The organism is Chryseobacterium sp. MDT2-18 (assembly GCF_030815285.1).
In the GTDB taxonomy this organism is placed as follows: Bacteria; Bacteroidota; Bacteroidia; order Flavobacteriales; family Weeksellaceae; genus Kaistella; species Kaistella salivictor.
On the sequence record NZ_JAUSWQ010000007.1, the window covers coordinates 114,813 to 138,971 of the forward strand.

Below are 24,159 nucleotides of genomic sequence, written 5' to 3' on the forward strand. Positions count from 1 at the left end.
ATCTTAATCTTTAGCAGTTTCATTTACAATTAATTCTACTTCTTTATTTATTTTCCGAAAGTTGGTCATTAGTACTTCTTCCTTTCTGTTATTTCCTTTTTTATCAAGGAATGAGTAATAATCAGGCATCGCCACATAATGATCTTCTTCCTTTTTAATGGTTTTCATATCAAGGTTGATCTTGCCACTTATAGCTGATGTTTTGTATTCGTCCGTATTATTTTCTTCGCCTTGAGCAATCATTCCCACCATTTCTCCGGTTTTAAGTGCTGCTATTTTACCTGCAGGAATCATAAAATCCATTTTTTCATTGATACTTGTAGAAGTGCCAGTTTGAGATATGGACTGCGAGTAAGATTTCTGCTTAATCTTTCCAAACATCTTCTCCATCCAATCCAATGTATTTTTGTCTCTGGCAGATCCTGAAATAATATTTCCAACAATCGCAGAAATAGTATCTGCAACCTCCTTTTTGTAAAACTGCCGCAGTTGCGGGATTTCCTGTAATCCCAATAACACCGCAATTTTATTGCTTCTGGCTGTGGCAACTACATTATCGATTTTGTGAATGTAGATTGTAGGAAATTCGTCTGCGATAATACCACCCGGCAAATTATGTTTGGAATTTATCAGCCGTAATGTTCTGTTCAAAATTGAAGAATATAGCGCAGAATTAATGTCCTGCGTTCCAGGATCAGAAGCCAAAATAATAATGGAAGGATTATCTTTATCTGTAATTTTCAATTCCACTTCATCACCTGAAAAAACCCAAAAACTTTCTTTAGTCGCTAATCTGGATAGAAATATCTTTAAGGTTCCAACCTGTCCTTCTAACTGATCAAATGCTTTATTATCGTAGGCTGTTTTAAATGGGGAGAGCAAGGAATATATTTCTTCGTTTGAAAAAAGGGTATCAAAAATATCTTTATAACTCCTGTTCATAAAAGACAGGATATGAGGTAAATCTGAATATTTCCCATCTTCAAACCGTGCAAAGAAGTAAATACAGGAGGAGAGAAAATTGATGGCAGATTGAGTGAAAAATGCTTCCGACCCACCACCAGAACTCGACCCCCCTTTTTGCAGAGAAGAAACCATCGATTCTGCCATTTCCTGCGCTTCTGCTAATGTTTGTATGTATTCTTTTTTAAATGGATTTATCCTCTTTGATTTTTCCACTTCATTTAAATTAATGACATGGAATTCATGATGATATTCCGGATCTCTATTCTTCTTCAATAAATAATGATAGTAGGCGATCTTGGCTAAATCTGGGAACTTAAAATCATAAATACAGAGGCAAAAACCTTTATCAATCATCTGGCGAATGGCGGGATTAATAACCCCAAACGATTTCCCCGAGCCTGGTGTTCCAATGACCATCGTTCCCCTAAACGGGTTTATATTGATCCATCCTTTATTGGTCTTTTTATTGAATCTAAACAAATAGGGAATATTCACAGACGTGTCCGTTTTTACCAATTCTTGATTTTGCGCAAAACTTTCTTCTTCAATATTCCATCGATCCTTGCCTATTTTCTGCTGCATTAATTTTGAAATATTATCTGCACCAACCTGCGCCACTAATGCTCCTAAAAAAGATAAAAGCATATAAATAATTTGATAAAAACTCAAAGGCGGAATTATCTTAGGTAATACATTATCCCCTGCTTCTGAAATAATTAACAGCGAACTAAACATCAAGGCTAAACCAACTATAATTGGCAGAATAATTTGTTTCCCAATATGGAGATCAATTTTTTTCTTGGCTCTCGTTCCTATCGCGACCAGTCCTATTAAAATTATTGTGCAAATCTTTGCATTCAGAGGTGGGTAAAATAGACCCATCTTAGAAAATTTTGTGAGGAGATCAGTGACAAATGGAATCTTTGCAGAAATAAAAAATAATGAAGCACAGTCCAGTAAAACGATGAAGTAAACCATCTTTTGAAAAAAACTGTATATCTTTATTTGGTTTTGTTGCTCTTGCATTTTTCTTTCCTTTAAAAAGTATCAGCGTTTAAGATATCGGAATACTTAACAGCCATTTCTATGGTTCTGCCTGACAATTGTTCTTCTAGGAGACGAATTTTCATTACTTTACTGTTGGGATAAGTGAACTTTTTGAAAACATAAATATTCCGATAGCTTTTACTGAATTGTTTCTGATTATACAATTGATACACAGGATTTAATGCAATACTTTGATTGTTTGTTGCCTTGTAAATCTTTTTATCTTCTACTGAAAATTTTAATCCGTCGATATCATATCCTAAATTGGAAGAATTGAAGAAGGTCATATCTAAAAATATATAATCATTCACGATATAAACATTATTGATCTGCATCTTCAGTTTCAAACTTTTTACTATGTGAATTGGTTTGTTTACTGGTTTTTTTCGCAGAATATCGAGTGAAAATTTTTGTAGTTCAGTATTTGAGAAAGCCATTTTGGGATATTCTAAAGGTTGCATATCTTCCGGTTGGATTTGAATGTTCGTCACAGCATTTCTTTTAAAATCTAAATAATTTACTTTATACTGCGCCATATAAGATTGACAAACAATAGTAATAACACCCAAATCATTGAGATCGATATTTTTTTTGCTTGCAATTGAATCTGAATCTGACACCTCAGTTATTTTAATTCTTGCAATATTGTCTGCCGGTAAATCACCAGTTAAATTATTAGTAGATAAATCCACAAATTGGATCGGTTCCGGCGAAATAATATGAAGACTCACTCCCTTTGAAATTTCCAAATTGGTAAGATCTGTGACTCTTTTTTCCGGTGTTTCTGTTTGGGCAAAAGTTGATGCTGACGAAAAAAGAAATATTCCGCAAATCATGTTCTTTATTGAATTTTTAATCATCATTATTTTTTTTAAGTTCTTTGTCGTTAATAAGATATAGATAAGAGTTGTATTTCAGTTTCGCTTTATTTTGCCGTATCATGTTCGCAATCGTTTTAGAAGTGGAACTGAACAAACTGGAAAAAAGACTTGTGAAAAAACTTTCTCCTCCACTATCCATTTGAGTTCCTTGGACAGAATTACTACTCATTTCACGGAGCATTTCCCGAAAGTCACTTTGCGGGATATAGAGTCCCTGCATTCCGTCCATATCAAAAACAGAAAGATTGACTGGCAAGATGTTTCCATCTTTTAGAATGGAGACTACATTTAGGTTGACACGCTGTAACGAGAATCCTGAAATCTGACCATAAAGAATGGTTCCCTTATTTATTTTATACTTTCCAACGTTAATGTCTTCAAGTAATCTGAATCGAATTCTGCTTCCCAAGTAACCTTTATTGTTCTCATCTATCACCGCTTTAATAAAACTATCACCGTTTTTCTTTGCGATTGAATTGAAACTTGGATTGAGTGTGGATTTATCTACGCGAAGTGTGGAATTTAGAAAAGCAGCCATTTTTTCTTTGTTCTTTTTTAATTTATTCTCTGCTGCAAGAGCCGATTGATATTCGGGATCTTTTGCTTTTTCTAGAGAATCAATCATCAACATTTGCCTTTTCAACATTTTTACCGGATCACCTTCCACTTCATTTCTTGGTGTTCCGAAACTATTTTGATGAGCAGAATTCGTATTCAAATTTGATCTACTTCCATTGCTTTCATTATTAAGCATCCTAATCATTTCTGCTGAACGTTGAAAATCTTTATCATCCGTATTTCTTTGAGATTTTTGTTTGTAGTAAGATTCATTTCCTGCATTACCATTTGCTCGGCTATTCAGACTTCGTACAATTTTTAGAGAATCTATATACCGCTTCTGGTCATCATCAAGATTATCATCATAATTCTGCAAACTGTCTTCGTCTTTATCAATGCCATCAAGCATGGAACGTCCGTCTCCTTTTTGAAATAAATCGTCGTAAGCGGCATTTTTAGAAAGAATAGAATCCTGCGTTTCACCCAAATTTAGAGACAGATCTTGCGATACCTCTTCTGGTTGTTTCCCTTTATCCATATATTTTGTAGTCTGAAATCCGAGAAATAAAATAACCGGCAAAAGTATCAGAGGGAAAATATATTTAGGTTGTGTAAAATTAATTTTCTTAAAATCCATTTTTTAAAGTTTGATATTGGTTGAACAAATATTCTATTCGAAGGCTGTCATTTTTTGACAATGGACCATTTTCTCTTTTCTTCTTTAATGACTGAAGTTCCTTTACAATCACATTCATTTTTTGGTCGCTTTTATCCATGTCAACTTTTACCTGATCACTTTCAGAAAACATGGTCGGAATCCTGTTAACGCTAGAAAGTTTGGGAGTAAAGAAATAATATTGAATGAAGATCAACCCAAAAGAAATCACCAAAACAACCATCACATACCGATAGACTTTCTTCGGATTTTTATAAATCCAGTCCTTCAGTCGAAGTAGATTTTCTTTAATTGAATTATATTTTACGGTAAACATTAGTAATTTGATTTTGCTTTGTTGGATAATTCACTATTATCTAAAATCCTCCAGTTTCTTAATAATACACCATGCGGATTATTAGGACTTCTGATCATATCTTCAAAATTTCCTTCCGTAATTAATTTTCTAATTATTAAAGTGTTTTTTCTATTGATCATTTGAGTGCCGTAGTAGATAAATTTTTTGTTGGGTAAATCCATTTTTATCGAATCATTGCGAACCGTAACAAGAGAATTTCCCGAGATGATCTGATTATAAAAACCTTTCTCTCTCAAATTGGTATATTCTTTTTTACCGCTGTCATCAATGAGATAAAGTGACTTTTCAACATTTTCTTTTATGTATCTGTCGTCTGGTGCAAGCGTGAAAAATAATCGATGAAACAATTCAATTTGAGACTTGTACTCAACAGGTCTGTTTAAAAGTTCATCCGTCTGTTTTACTAAAATCGGTACACCATTATCAATTACATAAAGTGATTTTCTGGAATCCTGGACTAGTTTATAGGCGAAAACAAATCCAACAATTACGATCAAAACAGCAAATAGAATTGATGCAATCGATACCGTTTTATTGATTTTTATTTTTTGTTCTATATTTTTTACAAGCATTTTAAAGTGATTTCTGATTAGATAATAAGTTTGAAAAATTTGGTTTTAATCCTATTTTTTATTCATTTTATTTACTGATTTTGCAATTTCTCTCGCAGCCGTTATGGCACCTGCTGCGCCACCGGCGGCCGCTGCCGATGCTGCTCTTCCAACGCTTGCAACCGTTCCTCCTGCTGCTTTACCTTTGCTCATAATTCCAGCACCGCCTGCGGAAACAATTGAATCAGCGATTGACGGAACCATAAGAATTCCAATACCGGTTATGATGTAAGCAACACAAGGAAAAAGCGCCGTGTACATCATTCCGCTGTTTTGTACATAAACCCGAAGCGTGTTCATATCTGCAACACCCGCTGAATCAATAATAAGTGCGTATCGATCTAGTTCCATTTGATAACCCGACATGATGAGTTGTTGACCAATATTAATGATCGTGTAAGTGATGAAACTGTAGAGATTTATATTGATGAATTTGGTGACCCAATTACTAAATGAATTTTCGAATCCCGGAATAAGTGACATTCCAATCGCAATGGGACCCAAAACCAACAAAACATAACTCCATATTTTTTGAATAAAGAAAATAAGGTAAGTACAAACCCGAAGTATTGTTAAAGACACCGCTTCTATAATTTCAGATAGGGTTTTCTGGATTTTAAATTCCATTTTCATGTACCACTCTTTCGCAGGTGCAAGTAATTTGTCCACATCAATATCGAACCAACTGTCGTCTGCTTTTTTCTCCAGTTTATCTAAAGTTTCCTGTTTTGCTTCTTCCTCTGCCTGCGTTTTGATTAATACTTCTAATATTTGATTTTGCTTTTTAAACCGCTCTACGCGTAAATCATTTGCATCTTTCTCAATATCTTGAAAAAGCGCAATTCCTGGTTCTGCAAGTGATTGTAGTGGGTATTGAATCATGCTTGTGAAAGCACCCCAATACATTAATATAAAAGCAATAATTGTCGGACGAATCATTGGCGTGACCTCCCATGGTCTTGCTCCTTCCTGCATTTGCCAACCGAGATAACCCATATAACACAATGCTCCAAAACCACCGATTGCTTGTCCTAACATTACAGCACCCGCAGATTGTGCAGCCATTGTAGTATCTAATTTTGTGAAGGCTTCCATAAACCATTTTTCAAATGCGCCGTCTCCTTTTAAAAATTGTAGTAGTTTGTTGTAACTTTCAGTATCACCTGTTTGTCCAAACACCACTGTCGGCAAAAGAAATAAGACAATACAGAAAATTAGAGTTAAGTGTTTTTTCATGATTTAAAATTTATTATGGTATTCAATCATTATTTTTTGCGCGATTTGTACATCTACAGAATTCCAGTCGGTTCCTAATTTCGTTTTTGACATTGTCAGCAATTTTTTATAGTCGAGAAATAAATTATTTTTTTGATCAAAAGCCCTTAACTGATTTTTAAAATTTCTCCAACCGATTAGGGTTTCATGGTACATCAGAAATCGTTTTCCGCGGGGCATGTCCATCGTACGTGAATTTTTGTATTGATCTTTAAGTAGTGCTAATTGTTTTTCAAGGTGCGCAATACCACCGTTTGCCAACATATTCTGATAAGTTTTATCATCCTTTAATTGCCATTGAATATAATTTTGAGGTTTCTCTGCAAAGTCATTTAAAGGTTTGAGCATTTTTTTATAATAGAGCAACCATAGTGGATCTGCTGCTACAGTTGCTGAAGTCCAGTGTGCTAAATCCTGCACATTTCTAGTATACAGAGTATCTACTTGTATTTTAATTTTTTCCGCTTCTTTTCTTTGTAATTCCAATTCGACAAGTCTTTGAACTTCAAGACCGGTTGATTTTAATGGACGGATATCTGCTCCGTCTTTATAATCTCTATTTCTCGCTGGAGCGAGCCAACCCCAAACAGTCGCATAAGCGAAATTGGTTTGAACCCCTAAAAAATATTTTGGATAGGGTCGGAAATCTCCCCAAGATTCAAACACCATTCTCTTATTGTGCGCAACAATTGAAGGATCGTTCAGTTTTTTCACTTGTCCAAAGACACCAACCGTAGTGCAGGAAAAAAGTGCTAATAGAAATGTTTTTATAAATTTTTTTTTCATCATTGTGTTTAAATTTTATTTGAAATGATCTGCATCATTTAGTCTAGTGATAGAATAAATTTGTACTTTTCGATAATTCCCTTCACAATCATTCTATCTAAATTGACATACGTATTAATGGTTGGGATCTGATAGATAAAAGGAATTTTCTTAGCGTTTTTCAGTCTAATTTTTATGCAGATTAAATACCCATTAATCATTTGTGCCTTAGTCGATAGGTTTTGAATCAATATTTGTCTGTCATAAGGATCGATTAAAAAATCATTTTCTTCATGCAGAATATCATTCGTTAGTTCTGATTGCATTTTCAAAAGCTCCTGCGCTGCACCGATGTAAAATCTATTCAATAAAATGGCATATTCAGGATATTGTGTAGTGAGAGACAAGACATCATTTGCATTGACGCCGATTTGGCCAAAGGTTTTTGACAAATAATACAATTGCTTTCCCTGCCTTATTGCAGCATTTACATTGGTGAGTTTGTCATAAATGAAATTTTGAATGGCAACGATTTGTGCTAACTTTTGATTGATTTCATCATACGTTTTCTTCTGTTTTTCATAGGAGTTTAAATAAGATTCATTGCTCGCCAAACGCACTGCTTGGTTTTTGGTTAATTGAATTAGTAGTTTATCATTATAGACAACAGTTTGAGCGTTCAACTTTAAAAAAGCAATGGAAACGATTATGGAAAAGAGTAATATGTTTTTCATAAAATCAAGTTAAAAATGACTGATGATCTGTTCTACAATCTGTTTGTCTTTATTGATATAATTAAGAATCACAAATTTTGTCCATTCCACTTTTCGCTTTATATCTCGAACTTTCATTAACATGAAAAGAGAATCTCTTCTCAAGTTTGTCACTTCTCCCAATGCGTATTCCAATAATAATTTTCTTTCTGCTTTCTCCATTTGGTTTATAGCGCCGTAAGAAATCACGATACCTGAAAGTAATCTCACAACCATTTGCATATCATCTACAAACTTGATTTGGGCAGGTAATACCACAACCAAAGAATAAGGAGCAGTTTCGATTTCAGTAATAATTTTCGTTTGAATATCTTGTATTTTCTGACTTTCCAAAAAAATGGCATAACCTGTAGGAATGGCTTGCATGGCAAAATCCACCAGTCGTAATCTCTCCTGAATTTTGGTCGTGGTTTCTTTAAATTTTTCCCACTGCTTTTTGTTTACTACTTCAGTGGTCAAATTAATATCCTGTCGATTTTTCATCGTTTTTTGTCGGTCGTTCTCTTCCATGGTATGACGGATCTCTTGATTCATCATTGGAAACGACACATTCTCTTTTTGCCAGGGTGGAGCTGTATTTCCGCCGGAAGAAGTTAAAACCACATAAACTGCAGGTAAAATAATTGAAAGGACCAATCTCTTTTTCATGGCTTACTTTTTACGTTTAAAATCTATTCTTATACGTCCACATGATATTTTCAACAATACTTCTGTCTGTATTGATGTAGCCTTGAAAAGGATTGATTGATTGAAACCAACCCAATCTGATTGCCCGCTCAATATTTAGTTTTGTGGCAAGCAACCAGATTTTGAGCATCGTAACATTTTGTGAAACTGAAAAAAGCAGTTTGTATCGGTCACCGGCTGTCGCAAGATTTAACTCTCCAGGCTTTAATAAGTCGGTAACATCAGTCGACAGTTTTATAACTTGTTCATAAGCTTTCTGCGTTGCTTTCACACCGAAAACTGAATATTGAGGTTTATTGCTTGTCAACGTTAAAATGTCGTTTGAATATTGTAAGCATCGGTCTAACTCATTATAAATACTCACAACCTGTACTCCATTTTTTAAAGTCCCGGATACTTCATTCAAACCTTTTAATACTTTATTTTGAATGTTATTGGCAACAGTCATTTGAGTACTGACCCACGTTTGAGCCTGCTGTAATTTGGTCTGTTGCTCAATCGTTTTTTCCTGTTGATTTTCTAAATTATCAGAATATAATTTAAGAGCGAGTGTGGTCGTTACATCGATATAGGTATTTTGCGCAAAGGCAGAACTCCCGACCAATAAGAATATAGAGACACTAAACTTTTTCATATTCAAATTTTTTAGATTGAAGGAGATCTTTGAAATTCATTTGTCTATCAAGTAGTTCTTGACCGATTATTTTCAGAATGTTTTGTTGATTGTTTTGTTCTTTTACATGATTGTAGTAATCAAATACATCCTGATCCAACGGTTGTTGATAAAGATTAACCAAGTCAATCATATTTTCCATCTTATCATTGAGCGTTATAAAATCTTTTACAAATAATTGAAGCGCTTCATCATAATTATTACAATGGTCTGCGTAATATTCAATGGCAATTTTTTCGGGTTTTTCTGTGGTGTAGGTTAGATATTGTTCGAGTGAAACTTCATTTCCATAAACTTCTCCCTTGGATCCGCGCTTGATATAAAATTCTTTGAATCTGCTTCTTCCGAATTTATTGTTCAAATTATTAATGGTAAAAATCTTATTCTGTTCCACTTTATTTAAAGAAAGCAGCGAAGCAATTTTATCAAAATTATCCTTGAATTTTGTTTGATCCAGTAGAATGAATGTGTCAGAATTATTAATGATAGAATCTTTTACCACAGTGTTTCCAATGATATCATCCAACTCCTGGGTAACAACAACGGCTTCTCCCCAAAACTTTCTTACCGTTTTGTACAGATATAAAATATATCCACCCATTAATTTAGAAGCAATTGCTTTCCACGCTTCTTCAATAATTAATGCTTTTCTTCTATCTTTTCGCAAGCGCATTTTTTGGATAAAAGTGTCCATTATGATGAGCGTAACGATTGGAAATAATTTGGGATTGTCTTTTACATTATCAATTTCAAAGACGATAAATGGCTCATCAAACAAAGTATTGTCTGCATTTTCATTTAAGGTAGTTCCGTATCTTCCTCCTTTGTAAAAATCCTTTAGAACGAAAAGATATGTGCGCAGCTTAAATTCAGTTTCATCTATTTTGTGCTTTTTATTATTTAAATAAATTGGTAAGAATTGATCGCAATATTCATAGAAACTATTGAAGGATAATTCCAAAACAGATAGTTTCTCCTCCAATTCTATGATTTTTTTTATCAAAGCATTTCTAATCGCATAGTGCCACTCATCACTATTTTCAGGGCGTTTAATAATGGATTTTGTCTTAGTGATAATAAGTTGAGTTTCGTCATAGATCTTTCTTCGCTCTTCATCATTCAAAGTTTCATACGCTTCAAAGACTTTAAAAAATTTTGACGAATCATAATCAGGATTATTAGCGTTTTTATCTGGATGATACAACTGAATTAATTTCCGTCCTTTCTCTCGAATGTCTTTCGGACTTGCATCAAACATAATTTCCAAAATATCGTAATAGGTTTGATTTTCCTTTAAATCCTGTTCGTATTCTGCAACAATATCCTCTTCATGAATATTATATTTTCGCAGGTATTGAAATAATTCTTCTGAAGTTTTATTTTCAAACCAATCAGTTCCTCCATTAAAAAACTGGTGGTAATAAGACATCAAAACATTATCTAAAATGGATTTTTGTGTAGAACTCATCGTGGAATCTGCACCCTGCCAAATCAGGAAAATTAGATTGGTTAAGAATTCTATTTTTTCAATATTGAATTCATCCTTATCCATTAGAAATGGATTCATTGTAATTGGCTTTTCTTCCGTGTATTGAATATACCTTCCACCTTTATACGCGCAAAGTCCGGAATAAGAGTCTCCCGTATCAACAATGATTACATCATAATTGTAAGTGAGGTATTGCTCCACGATATTATTCATCAGGAAAGATTTACCAGAACCGGACGGACCAAGTACAAACTTATTTCTGTTATTTATTCTGCCGGTTTTCATTGGTAAATCTGAAGGATCTATTTTTAATGGGACGCCTTGTCTTTCAGTAAATCGTAGATAGAAATTAGAATCTTCGTTCACGGGGTAACTTTCTTTAAAAAAAAAACAAAGCGCTGCTTCGCTAGTCGTTGTAAAAAGATCATAAGATTTTAATTCCACTGCATTTCCTGGAATACAACAGCGAAAAAGTTCTAATTGATTATAGGAATTTTGCGAAACAATAATTCCTTTCATGAACAGTTTATTCTCAATCAAGGATTGGGTTTCTTCCATTTTTTCCAAAGAATCTGTGGAATAGGATATTGAAAAATGAGCGTCTACAATAAGTTGACCGTCCATTGCAATACTGTGTAACAGTTCATCTATTTCCTCTGCAACAATGGCATTCGACGGAGAATTATTGGCTACACCTTCGTGTTTTTTCTTCTTTTTTTCTAATTCCCGTTGTTTCGGAGCTTGCTGTGGAATAGAAGTAATTTGATTATAAACAATGGTTTTATAATCTTCCAATTCATTGATAAAAGAAAAATTATCTACCGCAGTTTCCGATGCAGAACCATTTCCACCTAAATAAGAATAGGTCTCAATTTCAGAAGGCAATTCAATTTTCTCAACATCCACAAAACTGATTGTTTTTACGAACTGAGTTCCAATAATTAAATGATCGCTGCCAGCTTTTATATTATTAAATGATGGTGTTTTTGAAAAGTTCATCGTAAGAACACCGTTGATATAATAATCGAAATCTTTCTCTTTCAGAAATTGCGGATCACATTCGTGCTGAGACAGCAGCATAAAAATCTTCAGACATTTATCACGCAGAACTTTATAAGCTTTTGCCGAATATTTGTAGGTATTTTTCTTGTTGTTCTGATCTACAATATCAGTAAAAAGCAAAAGCGTGTCAATTGTTTTAAATAATCTTCCGTCAAAATGTTTAGAATATTTATCTTGTAAAAATTCTGTGGATTTTTCTGCAACATACTTTTGTTTGCTGAAAATATCAATTTTCTGTACGATATGATTTTCCCCAATGATTGCAACAACCTGGTTTAAAATGGTATGAAATTGAAGATAAGAATCAGGATCCGCAGAATACTGTTCCACATTGTTTTTGATCTGAATTCCAATTATTGGATTTCCAAACTGTCCAATAAGCGCATCAAATTTCCATTTGTTGTCTTTCCCGTAATCATAGCCGATAAAAGGAATCTCAAATGTCTTTTTCTTTAGTTTCATACGTAGATATTTATTATTTTTAAAGGTCATATGTTATCGCCTTAATCGGAGTTTGTATTCAGATTTGATATGGGCGATTTCATATTCTACTTTTTTGCTAAAAGTTTTACATTTTTGAATTTGATAGGCATGATGTGTAATTCTTCTTCGTTTTTTGTTTTGTTATAAAGCCCTTTAGAATCCTGTGTTTTATAACTCAGAAAAATACCCGTTCCTCCAATTGCTCCTCCGATGAGCATTCCAAAAATCCCGAATAATGAAGATAGAATTGCGATGGTGACCAGTCCGCCGACGGCTGAACCCATTGCGTAGTAGATGTACTTGTCTTTCAGACCGAAAAATATAAGGGGTTTTTTAAGCCCCTTATAAAGAAAGTACCCCACTAGAATATTGCCGCAATGAAAGTTGGAACTAACAGTAGGAAAATACACGCGCCACCCCAACCAACAATCTCTTTGTTGATGTCCTGGTCACCGTTCGTCCATTTGTTATAAATTCTGATTCCACCAACCGTTCCTACAATAGCACCAATAGCATAAATCAGTAATCCAAGATCATTGATATATCCTGAAATTGTAGTTGCGGCTGCACCCAATGCAGCACTTCCACCAGATTGCGCAAACGTAGTACTCAAGGAAAAGAGTACTACAAACGCAGTCAAACTTCTTTTCATCATTTTGTGTTTTTTCAAATTTTGATTCATCTTTTTTTAAATATTTAAGGTTTAATTTTGTGTTTTTAAATTCCTACTGCCTGATAGACTTTATGACCGTTTGCATTCGAAATCATTTGCACCGTAGTTTCTGCATCATTCAACATTTGGTACCACTTCTCTTTGTTAATTTTGCGAAGAATCTTGTTTGTGTCTTCAGTATTTACTTGATCCACAAATTCTGGCTCATTATTTTCTGCAGCAGTTACATCATTAGTAACATTGTGCACAACTCCGCTTTCTACAGCATCTAAATCAAAAGAATCTATATTTTGCTCCGATTCAAATCTTCGTCTCCAAACTTCTATATCTTCTCTTTCTTCCGAAATTTCAATGTCAACTGGAAACTCTTTTTTGTTAAATGATTTCGGCGTATTCAGATTTTCTACATCTTCTATTCTGACGGTTGTTACTGCATCTCTATTTTGCTCTTCAAATTCTACCAGCGAAAAGACATCAATTTCCTCGGTAACTAAAGTAGATTCCTTTTTCACGAATAGATCGTACACGATATTTCCGATATAGTAGAGGAAGTAAAGCGCGATAAGGATGATTAAGAATTTTGTCATATTCAAAAATTTTTCTAATGATTGATAGTGAATTATTGGATTAAATATCGGTATCCAGGGTTTCATTGATATAGGTAATTAGTTCATTAAATGAATTTCTAACCGCATATTTCTGTTCATAGTTCAGTTGTCTGGTATTAATGGTTTGCAGACAGTTTCTCTTAAACACTGGACTTTTGATGAGTTTTCCGTATTTATTGATTTCAGCATCCATTCCTTCCTGATTTAAATATTTATAACCTTTGTCATATTTTGATCGAATGAAAACCCGTTCTGCCTGACTTTCCAGCATTCCTAAAAAATTTACAAACACCAATGTTGATTTTGCAGAAACATCTGAATACTCAAATGGAATGATGATAAAATCACTATAAATCAATAGATCACTGTATTTTGCATCGAGCGTTCCGGCGAGATCAAAAAGGTTGACATCATCATTATCTTTTAAATCCAATATCGTTTCGAAATCTGAAAAAGGCTGCTCTACTACATCGCCTATAATTTCAACATCATATAACTTGGGCAGATCCAATAATTCATCCTCTTTCCATTTCTGGTAAAATGACTTTTGATAATCAAAATCGAAAACATTTATTTTCCTTTTAGAGATTGTCGAAACGTAATTTGCAAAAGTGATTGCAAGGGTCGTTTTTCCGGTACCTCCTTTTTGAGTTGCAAAAGTGATTATCATTGGTAGTTTTTTTTATTTCCGTTTTCTTCTTTTCCTGTTGAGTTCGTTTTCACTAGGATCTTTTGCGGTTCCAGAAATCTTCATTATTTCAAATAGCATTTCATCTACTGCTTTCATCACTTCTCCTCTGGAATTTTTTTCGGATTGTGATCCTGATTTCTCACCACTTCCCATTTCTGAATTTAAAAATCCTCGATATTCTTTCTCTCCTATCAAACTCTGCAGTTCACCAACAAAATGGTGTTTTGTGCTAATAGCATAGATTTGTCTACTTACACTTTTTATAATCGAAACGCTATCTTCATCATTCTTTTTGTCTGTATTATTTCTTAAATGATCTCTAACTTCGCTCTGGATTTCTCTATAAGTTTCAAGATCTTTCTTAACTCTGTTTTCAAAAAGCATAAAATCGTGCAGCTTCGCTTCCAGATTATTTTTATTAAAAATTTCCAATAAAATCAATTTTGATTCTTTATTAGGAATAGTAAAATCTTTCAATACTTCGAAAAAACGCTTATCAACTTTCTCTTCGGTAAACTCAAATAGTTCACTCATTTTTAATATCTCGCTTCCTTTATAGACTTTCCGGGATCTATGATCGATCAACGAATATCCAAATGGCTGATGATTATCCTTATGATGAAACACGAGGTCTATTCCAAATAATTGTCTCAGTTTCTGCTGCAGTTCACTTTCAAATTCTAACTTTATTTTGAGTTCATTTTCTCCCAATTTATTTTTTGTTGCAGGTAATACTGATATTTGTTTTCTCCTGTCTTCAACCTTAAACACCTTGTTTGAATGAATATCTTTATACTTCAATAAGATTGCTTTTATCTGATTTTTCCTGCTGTCATTCTTATTCTTCCCAAAGTTTATATTGTTGATATTAATCGTCTTTCTTGTCACTCCGTTCTTTAGGACATCAAAGGCATTATCATCCAGTTTGTTTTTAATCAAAATAAAATCACTTCTTTCAAGCAGAGTTTCCAGTTGGTTGATCGTGCTGATTTTATAATTCAATAATTTTTCAAGTTCTTCATCGCGTTTAAGATCGTACAGTTTTTCAAGTGTTCTATTTAACGCTTCTTGTGATTTTAGTTTTTCGAAACTATCGTTGATCTTTTTTCCAGTTGTCTTATCCACTCTTGTCGAAACGATGTGAACATGGTTATGATCAGTATCATTGTGAAAAACGACAGTGAAAGGCTGTTTTCCGTATCCCATTTCAACCATGAAGTTTTCTGCGATTTCGGAAAGTTCTCCTTTGGAATGTTCCTTAAACTTCGTCGAAATCATGGCGTGGAATTGAGGTTTTACAATCTTTTTATTTCCAATAGAAATGGCTCGTAAATAATTTCTCACTTGTTGCTGACCGCTTGAGCCATTAATGAAAGAAGGAAAGTTTTTCATCATCATCAATTCTCCTTTTCCACCGTTTATTTTTTTTTCGTTGTAATTCACTCCGGGAAAACTTGAACCTGCCGCCGGCATAATTTTTACGATCATTTCGCAAGCATTGAATAAATCTTTTCAAAAATTTTATTTTGCTCTTTTTTTAGTGTTGTCAATTGTATAATCTTACTCGTAAATTTTTCCATTTCGACATCACTTATAGATTTCTGTCCGTTTGCAATTCTGGCTACTTGGTTAATGTTGGTTTGTATTTTTATAAATAAATTGTCTTGCTTTTCCATGAATGCCAGAATCTCTTTCCGCTCATTATCGAAAACCCTGTTTTCTACAGAATCGATAATAAAACTGGTTAAAGTGATTTGCTTTTCATCGCAAAACTTTTTCCAGAATTGCTTCTTTTCTTTCTCAATACGAAATTTTATAGAACCGGTATCATCTCTCATTTTATATCGCACAATAAAATTGTTAAACCTTTTTTCCTTCTATCATTCCGGGATCCACTGCATAACTCCACTAACTGATTTCAATAAATAGTTACCTGAATTTGGAGGAATTGGAACTGAAAGCAGTGAATTTTTTTCTTCCCAACCAAAAGTGCCATCTGTTTTAGAAACAATTATTTTAGTGTATTCATTTCCGCTCTCTAATTGCGATGGATTGACTATTAATTTTCCATTTAACTTAAACCATCGTTCTAAAAAATCACCCGTTACCAACGCATTCGAAAGAGAACTTAAACCTGGATTAATGAAAACTCCGTCCGATGTTACCGAGTTATAATCAATTGCACGGAGAGAATTATTGGAATGAATAATGAGTTTGTTATTAAGATTGAGTTCGCCAAAACCAGCTGCTGTTCCTATAAAAACATTATTGTTCCCAAGATTTGTGACAGGTTCTGTACCACTTGATGACCCTGCACTATTCCCAATAAGAATATTATAGTTGCCCAGATTTCTGAATTGTCCTGCTTTGTAACCGAATATGGAATTGAAACTTCCAACTTTGTTGTGGTAGGCTGCAGCCATTCCGAACAGGGAATTTTTATGTCCGACTGTATTATTAGTTCCTGCTTCGTCACCAAAAAAAGAATTGGCATTACCCGATGTTGTTTTTTGTCCTGCAAAACTTCCAATAGCGGTTGAATAAGTTGAAGTTGTAATGTTTTCTAGTGATCCATAACCAAATCCTATATTGTAATTTCCGGTATGGTTGGGATTCATATTTCCGAAATACATGGAGTAGGTATTTTCATTCATTCCCAAAGCTCCATCTCGTAAAGGATTTGCTGCACTTCCGATAAATGAAATATATTTTGGAGAATAGTTTCCCCGTCCAACTACATCTTCAAGAGTATCATCTTCAAATGCTTTCCACAAGTTTCCATCAAAATAATAGAACCCTCCTACCACCACATTAATTACCTGACCAGCAAGATTATTGGGTACTGAAGTAACGAATACAATAGCTCCTTTTTTTGTAGAAGAATAAAATTTTGCCGCTAGTTGATCACCGGTAATTCTGGGTGGAATGATGCCATCATAGTGGTTTAAATCATCTGGCTTTCCAACAACTTCAAAAGTTGTTTCCGGGTTTTGTGTATTTATTCCGACCTGTCCCTGTAATGAAAGGGTAATTAAGCACAAAAGAAAATAAAGTATTCGATTCATATTTTTGACTTTTAATTTCAGGACAAAATTGAGGAATCAGCACATACGAAACAACACTGTATCAATGGTTTGGGCTAAAAACGATTAATCTGGGTTCAGATTTGAATTAAAAAGTCTAAAAAAGAGTAATCTGGGTTATTCTGGCATTTGCCTCCTATTTCCACAAAAAAAAACGAGTTCCGAAGTTTTTTCCCCTTTTGCAAAAAGGCAAGATTCGTCTTTGTAACCCAACTTGAAAAGTTGTGGGTACAAAGACACATCTTGCTATTCAAAACCACTTTATTTTTAAGAGTTTTGAAAAACTATTTATAAAACTGATAAACAATTGATTTATATCAAGTTAGAAACGATTGCTTTTAAAAAAGAAAAGAAATTGGCGTAGCGCTATTTTACGCAGGTTAATTGGAAACCTATATTTAATTTAGGCAGGTGCTGTTACTATTTTACCTAGGTTTTGGAACTGACCTTTGTTTATTTTACGCAATAACCTACAGTTTATTTACGCATTCAATAATTTGCATCTATGTTTAAATTACGCAAGTTTAAGAAAAATACCTGTGCTTGATTTGCGCAGGTTTCAACAATAAAAGGATAGAATTTTCTAAATGACCCTATATTAATTTATGTAGGTTGGAATACTGAATTGGATTTTTGATTTAATAATTTAACAAACTTTAAAGATTTTTTATTTTCAAACTTAATTTGCCGAAAGGAAATCAATTGTTTATTTTTATTGTCTAATTTTAAATATGTTCCAGAAAACGATTCTTTCCAAATATCTTCAAACTCAAAATCCTGAAAATCTCATTACACAATGGGATTTATTTCGTGCGCATTTTCACAATCCTGTTATTCAGGCAAACATCAGAAATAGTAAAGAAGAACAATATCAAGAAGGTTTTCTGAGAGACTTGTTTGTTTCTATTTTAGGATATCAACTTAATCCTGCACACAACTTTAACCTTACTACAGAATACAAGAATATAAAGGACAGTAAGAAAGCAGACGGAGCCATTATCATTAATGATAAAGTTATTGCAATCATTGAGCTGAAAGGAACAAATACCACAGATTTATCCAAAATTGAGGATCAAGCTTTTGGGTACAAAAATAATCAGGAAAATTGCAAATATGTCATTACTTCTAACTTCGAAAAATTGAGGTTTTATGTAGATAATGCCATTGAAAATATAGAGTTTAATCTCTTTGAATTATCGCAAGATCAGTTCAATTTAATGTATCTCATTTTGGCATTTGAAAATATTAAAAATGATATTCCAAAAAAACTAAAAGATGAATCGCTGAACCAAGAAGACATCATCACGAAAAAATTGTACAAAGATTATTCGGTTTTCAAAAGGGAATTATTTCAAAACTTAACGCAGCTTAATCCGGAATATGATCCACTAATACTTTTTCAGAAATCGCAAAAATTATTGGATCGCTTGCTTTTTCTTTTTTTTGGAGAAGACCGAGGTTTATTGCCACCAAATTACATTAGAAAAATAATTGGAGATTGGAATAAGTTGAAAGATTTAGATGCTTACTTTCCGCTTTATGACCGTTACAAACAAAATTTCGAGTATTTAAATTCGGGCTCAAATCCAGAAGTTTATGCTTACAATGGTGGTTTATTTAAAGAAGATGAAATTCTGGATCATATTAAAATTGATGATAAAATCTTGTATGAACACACCTATAAACTCTCTCAATATGATTTTGCAAGTGAAGTAGATGTAAATATTCTCGGTCATATTTTCGAAAATTCTTTGAATGAAATTGATGAAATAAAAGCAGAATTAGAAGGACAGGAAATTGACAAGTCTAAATCCAAACGCAAGAAAGACGGCGTTTTCTACACGCCAAAATACATTACCAAATACATTGTAGAAAATACGGTGGGTAAATTATGCGAAGAAAAGAAAACCGAATTCGAAATTGTAGAGGAAGAATATTCCAGCGATAAAAAAAGACAACAGAAAACCCTTAAAAATCTGCTCAATAAGTTAGATGATTACAGAGCTTGGTTGTTGCAAATTACCATTGTAGATCCTGCATGTGGTTCTGGAGCATTTCTGAATGAAGCATTGAATTTTTTAATTAAAGAACACCAATACATTGATGAACTGGAAGCAAAACTCCGAAATGTTCCTATTATATTTTCTTATCACAGCGAAAGTATTTTAGAACACAATCTTTTTGGAGTTGATTTAAATGAAGAATCGGTAGAAATTGCAAAACTTTCACTTTGGTTGCGAACTGCAGAACGAAACCGAAAACTGAACAGTTTGAATAACAACATCAAGTGTGGGAATTCTTTAATAGATGATCCCGCTGTTGCCGGAGAAAAAGCATTTAATTGGAACGAAGAATTCCCACAAGTTTTTGCAAAAGGTGGTTTTGATGTGGTGATTGGCAATCCTCCTTATGGCGCTAGTTTTAATGAGATTCATAAAAAATTCATAGCTGATAAATTTAAAACATATCAATACAAATTTGAGAGCTACCTTTATTTTTATGAAAAAGGTATTGAAATTTTAAGAGAAAACGGGATGCTATCTTATATTACTCCAGAATTGTTTTTAAGATTAGATAAATCATTTAATTCTCGAAAGTTTTTACTTGAACACTCTAATATTTTAGAATTAAATTTTTGGGGTGAAGATGTTTTCCAAGATGTCAAAGTGAATTCTGTTGTTTTAACTTTAAGAAAAGATAATTCAAGTCTACCAATCAATATTCTTCAAAAAGATATAAAAGTAAATCAAATCTCAAAAGATAGATGGAGAAGTACAGATAATCTTCTTATAGAGTTTGAAATCTCAGATGAAATAAATTTCATTGTAGATAAAATTTTAAATGGATCACTTTTACTAGATGAAATTGGTGAATGTATTCAAGGATTAACACCATATGATAGCTATAGAGGACAATCACAAGAAGTAATTAAAAATAGATTATATCATGTTAAAAGCAAAACTGATGAAACATGCGGTCGATGGTTAGATGGTAAATTTCTTAATAGATATCAATTAACTTACGGGGATGAATGGTTGAAATATGGTTCATGGTTAGCTGCACCAAGAGAAGCAAGATTTTTTAATGGTGCAAGACTTCTTTTTAGAGAAATCCCTGGTTCAGGCAAAAGAATTCAGGCAGTTTTTACAGATCAAGAAAGTTATTATGGTCATAGTATAACACCTTTTCTAAATAAATCTCAACAGTTTGATATTTTATTCATTTTATCAGTCGCAAATTCAAATTTGATTAGTTGGTTTGCTACTAAAAAATGCTCGAATTTCTCAAAATCGATTTTTCCAAAACTTAATCCAAAGGATATAAAGCAATTACCTATCAGAAATATTGATTCAGAATGCCAAAAACCTTTCATCGAAAAAGCAGATCAAATGCTTTCTCTCAACAAAATGCTCCAAGAAATTTCAGCAAAATTCCAAAGAACCTGCGAAAGAAAATTTGAGAATTTAAACTTAACCAAAAAACTGCAAGATTGGTACAATCTCTCTTATGCAGATTTCATCAAAGAATTAAGCAAACAAAAAATAAAACTCTCCCTTTCCGAAGAAGCAGAATGGGCAGAGTATTTTGACCAAGAAAAAAGCAAAGCATTAGAAATACAATCTAAAATTGCAAGTACAGATAAGGAAATAGATCAAATGGTTTATGAGCTTTATGGGTTGAGTGAGGAGGAGATTGGCATTGTGGAAAATAAATGATTTTGAAATCAAAATATATTATTAATGAACGAAGAGGAAATTAGAGGAAAATTACTTTTACCATTTTTAGAAGATTTAGGTTTTGATAATTCCGAACTATTTTTAGAAACATCTTTTTCTATAAGATTAGGAAAAACTAATCATACAATTAAAGGTAGATCAGACATTCTTTGTAAAAAAAATAGCAAAAATCTTTTCATTATTGAACTGAAAAATGATTCTATTGCAATTAAAGATAATGATATTGAGCAAGGAATATCTTATGCACGTGCTTTAGATGAAATTGCACCCTTCACGATAATTACAAATGGAAAAATTACTAGAATTTTCGATACGATTTCAAAAAAAGAATTAACGGGAAAAAATATCTCAGAAGAATCTGATTATTGGAATAATGGCTTTACACTTTCCACTGATGAAGAACTAAAAATAAGATATGAAGCACTAAAAAAATTCATTTCATTCTCACCAGAAAATTTAAGACTATTTTGCGAAAAGCAAGTTTTAAATAGAATGGGTCCGATAATAGGAAGTGTTGATGATCCTACTTCTAAATTTGTAAAAGAATTGTATTGTAATAGACCAAATTTATTGTTTGACTTTAATGATTTCCTTAATTCTGAAGCAAAGGCTTATAGTATAGTTGGATCTGCTGGCGTTGGAAAAACAAATGCAATCTGCTCTTTGGCTTTGCAAACATTAGAATCTAATTTCGTCTTTTTCTACAATGCTTCCATAATAAATAAATCACCATTAGAACATATTGCTCAAGATCTAAATGTTGTATTTTCCGGTAAAAGCACAAGCGATCTTGTGCTAAAAAAACTGGACGAAATTGGATTATTCATAAATAAAAATATTGTAATATTTATTGACGCAATTGATGAAAGTAGAAATGCCGATATTTCATTAGAGTTGAGTGAAATGTCCCTCGCCTGTCGAAACTTGACTAAGGTAAAGATTTGTATAAGTTGCAAAACGAGTATTTGGGAAAAGATTTTAAAAATCAACGGCACGCATACCCATTTATTTGAAGAATTAAATAAATTCCATATTAGTAATACACCAGGTTTTTTACTCGAAGATTTTAATGATGTCGAATTCAATACAATAATTCCACTGTATAAAAAGACTTTCAAGTTTAAAGGTCAAATATCTGATGAACTGCAAAAGGACTTACGAAATGGTTTTTTTTTACGAATATTTAGTGAGGTATATAAAGATTGCGAAGTTCCTGATAAAGTTAATGACAAAGATTTGATCAAAACTTACCTTAGAAAATCTCTTGAAAAAACTGAATTAGGTATAATTTCTGGACTAAGGATCCTTTCCAAAATTGGAAATATCATAATAAATCAAAGTTACACGTCTTTGGAAACTTATAAAGATGAAGGTCTTGATGTAAATAATCTGCTCGATAAGCTAGAATTATCTGACGAAGAACAACTTCCAGAGGAATTGTTTGCAAGAAATATTTTAATAAGGTCGAATAAGGAAGATTCTTATAACATAAATTTTTACTATTCCAAAATAAGGGATTACATAATTTGTTTTCATACTTTCAAATTAGATCAACTTACTGACAATGACTTTTATAATTTACTTACAACATTTTACGAAAATTACATTGGGCAAAGTGCAATCGACTTTTATATTTCTAATGCTAGCAGTTCTCATAAACATACTTTAATACGGTTTAAGAAAGCAAAGGCTTTAGAATACGTCATCAATTATGACAATTATTTAGAGGAAAATTTTAAAAAATTTAAGAAACTATTTAATCCAAGAACTGACGGAAAAATTGGAATAATATTGCCATTAGATCTAATCAAAAAAGATGGTTATGCACTCTGTCATCTGCAATCAGATTGCGAAAATCGTGTTCAATTTGAAGATCTAAAAGACGCTTATTCAAATGTTGATTGGGATAAACTTGCTAAAAAAGGAGCCAATACTATTTTTGGAAGTAATTCAATTTTTTTAATTGCAGATCAAAGTAAAATTATTAAACAAAATGTTTTTAAGCAGTTAGATGAAGTTATAAGAAAACGCAAACTGACTACCTATAAATGTGACATTTTTCTACAAGAACAAATGTCAGTGATAATCTATTTTTACAATAAAAAACTCGGGTACATATTAGATATTAATGACTTTCATCTACCTAGGTATGATTTGATTTACCCTATTAATTTACATGAATTAAAAGACAGACTTTATAAAATTAGAGCATACTTTCATTATACAAATAGAAAAGATTTTTCTACGGAAAAGGTTGAAGAGGAAGTTGAAAATGCATTTAAAAACAATCTTGAAATTCCCAAATTAAATTTTGGAGGTGATATTGGAGTTTTTGAGGAACTACATAAAATTGTAAATATTTTATTGGATAGGGGTTATCACGAATTTTCGAAGCATCATTTACCCTATGCAGATAAAACGGTTGATGAAACAAAGGAGTTTTACAAACGTGATATGAAAATTAAGTTTAATCGAGTAAGAATCATACAATACAGTAGTGATCAAGCGAAACTTTACATTAATAATTTTTTCCAGCAATTGGAACCAGCTTACAAAGCATTTGTTGAAGAAAATTTTCCAACATTAAAACATCAATTCAAATTTTATAATGACTGTCCTCATGAATACTTTTTTTATATGAAAGATCTAGATATTCTTAAATGGGGAACATTTGGAATTCGCCCCTCTAAATCTGGAGAAATAAAAGTGTTTTATAGTGAAAACGCTACTAATTCGGTGATTGGACCTCGTTCAGCTTTTGAAGAAGATGATATTTCAATTTTAAGACCGTTCTCATTAGATGACATTCTTTATTTTGACAGCGACCGAACTAATACATCCAAAGTGGAGAAATTTTCTATATTAAGAAACTGGATTTATAAAATTTTAGATGATGATATGGCACTACTATTTAAGGAGAATAAAAGGAAGTAACTATAAAGACGAAATTTTCATATTATTAGTAAATATGGATAATGATAGCAAACTAAATGAAAAGTGCAGAATTACTTTCAAAATATGACATTGAAATTTTCGTCGATCAATATCTTCTTCAATTGGAAT

At 32.7% G+C, this 24,159-nt stretch carries 20 protein-coding genes; 2 read left to right on the top strand and 18 right to left on the bottom strand.

Annotation, left to right across the window (positions count from 1 at the left end):
- Positions 1–3: 3 nt before the first annotated feature.
- The 18 genes from QF004_RS09195 to QF004_RS09280 all read right to left on the bottom strand — a co-directional run bounded on the left by QF004_RS09195 (position 4) and on the right by QF004_RS09280 (position 17,341).
- Entirely contained in the window at positions 4–1,992 is a 1,989-nt protein-coding gene (locus tag QF004_RS09195; RefSeq protein ID WP_307425351.1) for a type IV secretion system DNA-binding domain-containing protein, read from the bottom strand.
- A gap of 11 nt (positions 1,993–2,003) precedes the next feature.
- A complete protein-coding gene (traN, locus tag QF004_RS09200; protein WP_307425353.1) occupies positions 2,004–2,849 on the bottom strand; it encodes a conjugative transposon protein TraN in 846 nt (281 codons plus the stop codon).
- 16 nt (positions 2,850–2,865) lie between these two features.
- Positions 2,866–4,089, bottom strand: a complete 1,224-nt coding sequence (gene traM, locus QF004_RS09205; RefSeq protein WP_307425356.1) for a conjugative transposon protein TraM — start codon at positions 4,087–4,089, stop codon at positions 2,866–2,868.
- Positions 4,079–4,444: a hypothetical protein gene (locus tag QF004_RS09210; RefSeq protein ID WP_307425359.1), complete on the bottom strand. Its 366-nt coding sequence runs from the start codon at positions 4,442–4,444 to the stop codon at positions 4,079–4,081. The genes traM and QF004_RS09210 overlap by 11 nt, the downstream gene beginning before the upstream one ends.
- Positions 4,444–5,058 (bottom strand): conjugative transposon protein TraK, encoded by a 615-nt coding sequence (gene traK / locus QF004_RS09215; protein ID WP_307425362.1) that lies wholly within the window; start codon positions 5,056–5,058, stop codon positions 4,444–4,446. Before traK ends, QF004_RS09210 begins: the two co-directional genes overlap by 1 nt.
- 51 nt (positions 5,059–5,109) lie before the next feature.
- Positions 5,110–6,333 (bottom strand): type IV secretion system protein, encoded by a 1,224-nt coding sequence (locus QF004_RS09220; protein WP_307425366.1) that lies wholly within the window; start codon positions 6,331–6,333, stop codon positions 5,110–5,112.
- Positions 6,334–6,336: 3 nt separating this feature from the next.
- Positions 6,337–7,161 carry a hypothetical protein gene (locus tag QF004_RS09225; RefSeq protein WP_084566518.1) on the bottom strand — a complete coding sequence of 275 codons (825 nt, stop codon included), beginning with the start codon at positions 7,159–7,161 and terminating at the stop codon, positions 6,337–6,339.
- 35 nt (positions 7,162–7,196) lie between these two features.
- A complete protein-coding gene (locus tag QF004_RS09230) occupies positions 7,197–7,871 on the bottom strand; it encodes a hypothetical protein (RefSeq protein WP_307425373.1) in 675 nt (224 codons plus the stop codon).
- A 9-nt stretch (positions 7,872–7,880) separates the two neighbouring features.
- Positions 7,881–8,558 (bottom strand): hypothetical protein, encoded by a 678-nt coding sequence (locus QF004_RS09235; RefSeq protein WP_307425376.1) that lies wholly within the window; start codon positions 8,556–8,558, stop codon positions 7,881–7,883.
- Positions 8,559–8,574: 16 nt separating this feature from the next.
- Positions 8,575–9,231, bottom strand: coding sequence for a hypothetical protein (locus tag QF004_RS09240; protein ID WP_307425379.1), 657 nt, complete (start codon positions 9,229–9,231; stop codon positions 8,575–8,577).
- A complete protein-coding gene (locus QF004_RS09245; protein ID WP_307425381.1) occupies positions 9,218–12,283 on the bottom strand; it encodes a TraG family conjugative transposon ATPase in 3,066 nt (1,021 codons plus the stop codon). Before QF004_RS09245 ends, QF004_RS09240 begins: the two co-directional genes overlap by 14 nt.
- Positions 12,284–12,369: 86 nt before the next feature.
- On the bottom strand, positions 12,370–12,666 hold the full coding sequence (locus tag QF004_RS09250) for a DUF4133 domain-containing protein (RefSeq protein WP_307425384.1): 297 nt from the start codon (positions 12,664–12,666) through the stop codon (positions 12,370–12,372).
- Positions 12,666–12,959, bottom strand: a complete 294-nt coding sequence (locus tag QF004_RS09255; RefSeq protein ID WP_245820740.1) for a DUF4134 family protein — start codon at positions 12,957–12,959, stop codon at positions 12,666–12,668. The genes QF004_RS09250 and QF004_RS09255 overlap by 1 nt, the downstream gene beginning before the upstream one ends.
- A 62-nt stretch (positions 12,960–13,021) precedes the next feature.
- Positions 13,022–13,564 (bottom strand): hypothetical protein, encoded by a 543-nt coding sequence (locus QF004_RS09260; protein WP_307425388.1) that lies wholly within the window; start codon positions 13,562–13,564, stop codon positions 13,022–13,024.
- 40 nt (positions 13,565–13,604) lie between these two features.
- Positions 13,605–14,255 (bottom strand): ParA family protein, encoded by a 651-nt coding sequence (locus tag QF004_RS09265; protein ID WP_076387976.1) that lies wholly within the window; start codon positions 14,253–14,255, stop codon positions 13,605–13,607.
- 12 nt (positions 14,256–14,267) lie between these two features.
- Positions 14,268–15,764, bottom strand: a complete 1,497-nt coding sequence (locus QF004_RS09270; RefSeq protein ID WP_307425394.1) for a relaxase/mobilization nuclease domain-containing protein — start codon at positions 15,762–15,764, stop codon at positions 14,268–14,270.
- Positions 15,761–16,114, bottom strand: a complete 354-nt coding sequence (locus tag QF004_RS09275) for a hypothetical protein (protein ID WP_076387980.1) — start codon at positions 16,112–16,114, stop codon at positions 15,761–15,763. The genes QF004_RS09270 and QF004_RS09275 overlap by 4 nt, the downstream gene beginning before the upstream one ends.
- Before the next feature lie 42 nt (positions 16,115–16,156).
- The gene (locus tag QF004_RS09280) at positions 16,157–17,341 is read right to left on the bottom strand and encodes a hypothetical protein (protein WP_307425401.1); all 1,185 of its coding nucleotides are present in this window, start codon (positions 17,339–17,341) and stop codon (positions 16,157–16,159) included.
- A 749-nt stretch (positions 17,342–18,090) separates the two neighbouring features.
- On the opposite strand from QF004_RS09280, the gene QF004_RS09285 reads away from it, so the two are divergent.
- On the top strand, positions 18,091–21,075 hold the full coding sequence (locus QF004_RS09285) for an Eco57I restriction-modification methylase domain-containing protein (protein ID WP_307425404.1): 2,985 nt from the start codon (positions 18,091–18,093) through the stop codon (positions 21,073–21,075).
- Between the two features lie 24 nt (positions 21,076–21,099).
- On the top strand, positions 21,100–24,030 hold the full coding sequence (locus QF004_RS09290; RefSeq protein ID WP_307425407.1) for a type I restriction enzyme HsdR N-terminal domain-containing protein: 2,931 nt from the start codon (positions 21,100–21,102) through the stop codon (positions 24,028–24,030).
- The last annotated feature ends 129 nt before the right edge of the window (positions 24,031–24,159 follow it).

Coding starts and splice junctions, on each gene's coding strand:
- QF004_RS09195 (WP_307425351.1), bottom strand. CDS start 1,992: ATGCAAGAGCAACAAAACCAAATAAAGATATACAGTTTTTTTCAAAAG.
- traN (WP_307425353.1), bottom strand. CDS start 2,849: ATGATTTGCGGAATATTTCTTTTTTCGTCAGCATCAACTTTTGCCCAA.
- traM (WP_307425356.1), bottom strand. CDS start 4,089: ATGGATTTTAAGAAAATTAATTTTACACAACCTAAATATATTTTCCCT.
- QF004_RS09210 (WP_307425359.1), bottom strand. CDS start 4,444: ATGTTTACCGTAAAATATAATTCAATTAAAGAAAATCTACTTCGACTG.
- traK (WP_307425362.1), bottom strand. CDS start 5,058: ATGCTTGTAAAAAATATAGAACAAAAAATAAAAATCAATAAAACGGTA.
- QF004_RS09220 (WP_307425366.1), bottom strand. CDS start 6,333: ATGAAAAAACACTTAACTCTAATTTTCTGTATTGTCTTATTTCTTTTG.
- QF004_RS09225 (WP_084566518.1), bottom strand. CDS start 7,161: ATGATGAAAAAAAAATTTATAAAAACATTTCTATTAGCACTTTTTTCC.
- QF004_RS09230 (WP_307425373.1), bottom strand. CDS start 7,871: ATGAAAAACATATTACTCTTTTCCATAATCGTTTCCATTGCTTTTTTA.
- QF004_RS09235 (WP_307425376.1), bottom strand. CDS start 8,558: ATGAAAAAGAGATTGGTCCTTTCAATTATTTTACCTGCAGTTTATGTG.
- QF004_RS09240 (WP_307425379.1), bottom strand. CDS start 9,231: ATGAAAAAGTTTAGTGTCTCTATATTCTTATTGGTCGGGAGTTCTGCC.
- QF004_RS09245 (WP_307425381.1), bottom strand. CDS start 12,283: ATGAAACTAAAGAAAAAGACATTTGAGATTCCTTTTATCGGCTATGAT.
- QF004_RS09255 (WP_245820740.1), bottom strand. CDS start 12,959: ATGATGAAAAGAAGTTTGACTGCGTTTGTAGTACTCTTTTCCTTGAGT.
- QF004_RS09260 (WP_307425388.1), bottom strand. CDS start 13,564: ATGACAAAATTCTTAATCATCCTTATCGCGCTTTACTTCCTCTACTAT.
- QF004_RS09265 (WP_076387976.1), bottom strand. CDS start 14,255: ATGATAATCACTTTTGCAACTCAAAAAGGAGGTACCGGAAAAACGACC.
- QF004_RS09270 (WP_307425394.1), bottom strand. CDS start 15,764: ATGATCGTAAAAATTATGCCGGCGGCAGGTTCAAGTTTTCCCGGAGTG.
- QF004_RS09275 (WP_076387980.1), bottom strand. CDS start 16,114: ATGAGAGATGATACCGGTTCTATAAAATTTCGTATTGAGAAAGAAAAG.
- QF004_RS09280 (WP_307425401.1), bottom strand. CDS start 17,341: ATGAATCGAATACTTTATTTTCTTTTGTGCTTAATTACCCTTTCATTA.
- QF004_RS09285 (WP_307425404.1), top strand. CDS start 18,091: ATGTTCCAGAAAACGATTCTTTCCAAATATCTTCAAACTCAAAATCCT.
- QF004_RS09290 (WP_307425407.1), top strand. CDS start 21,100: ATGAACGAAGAGGAAATTAGAGGAAAATTACTTTTACCATTTTTAGAA.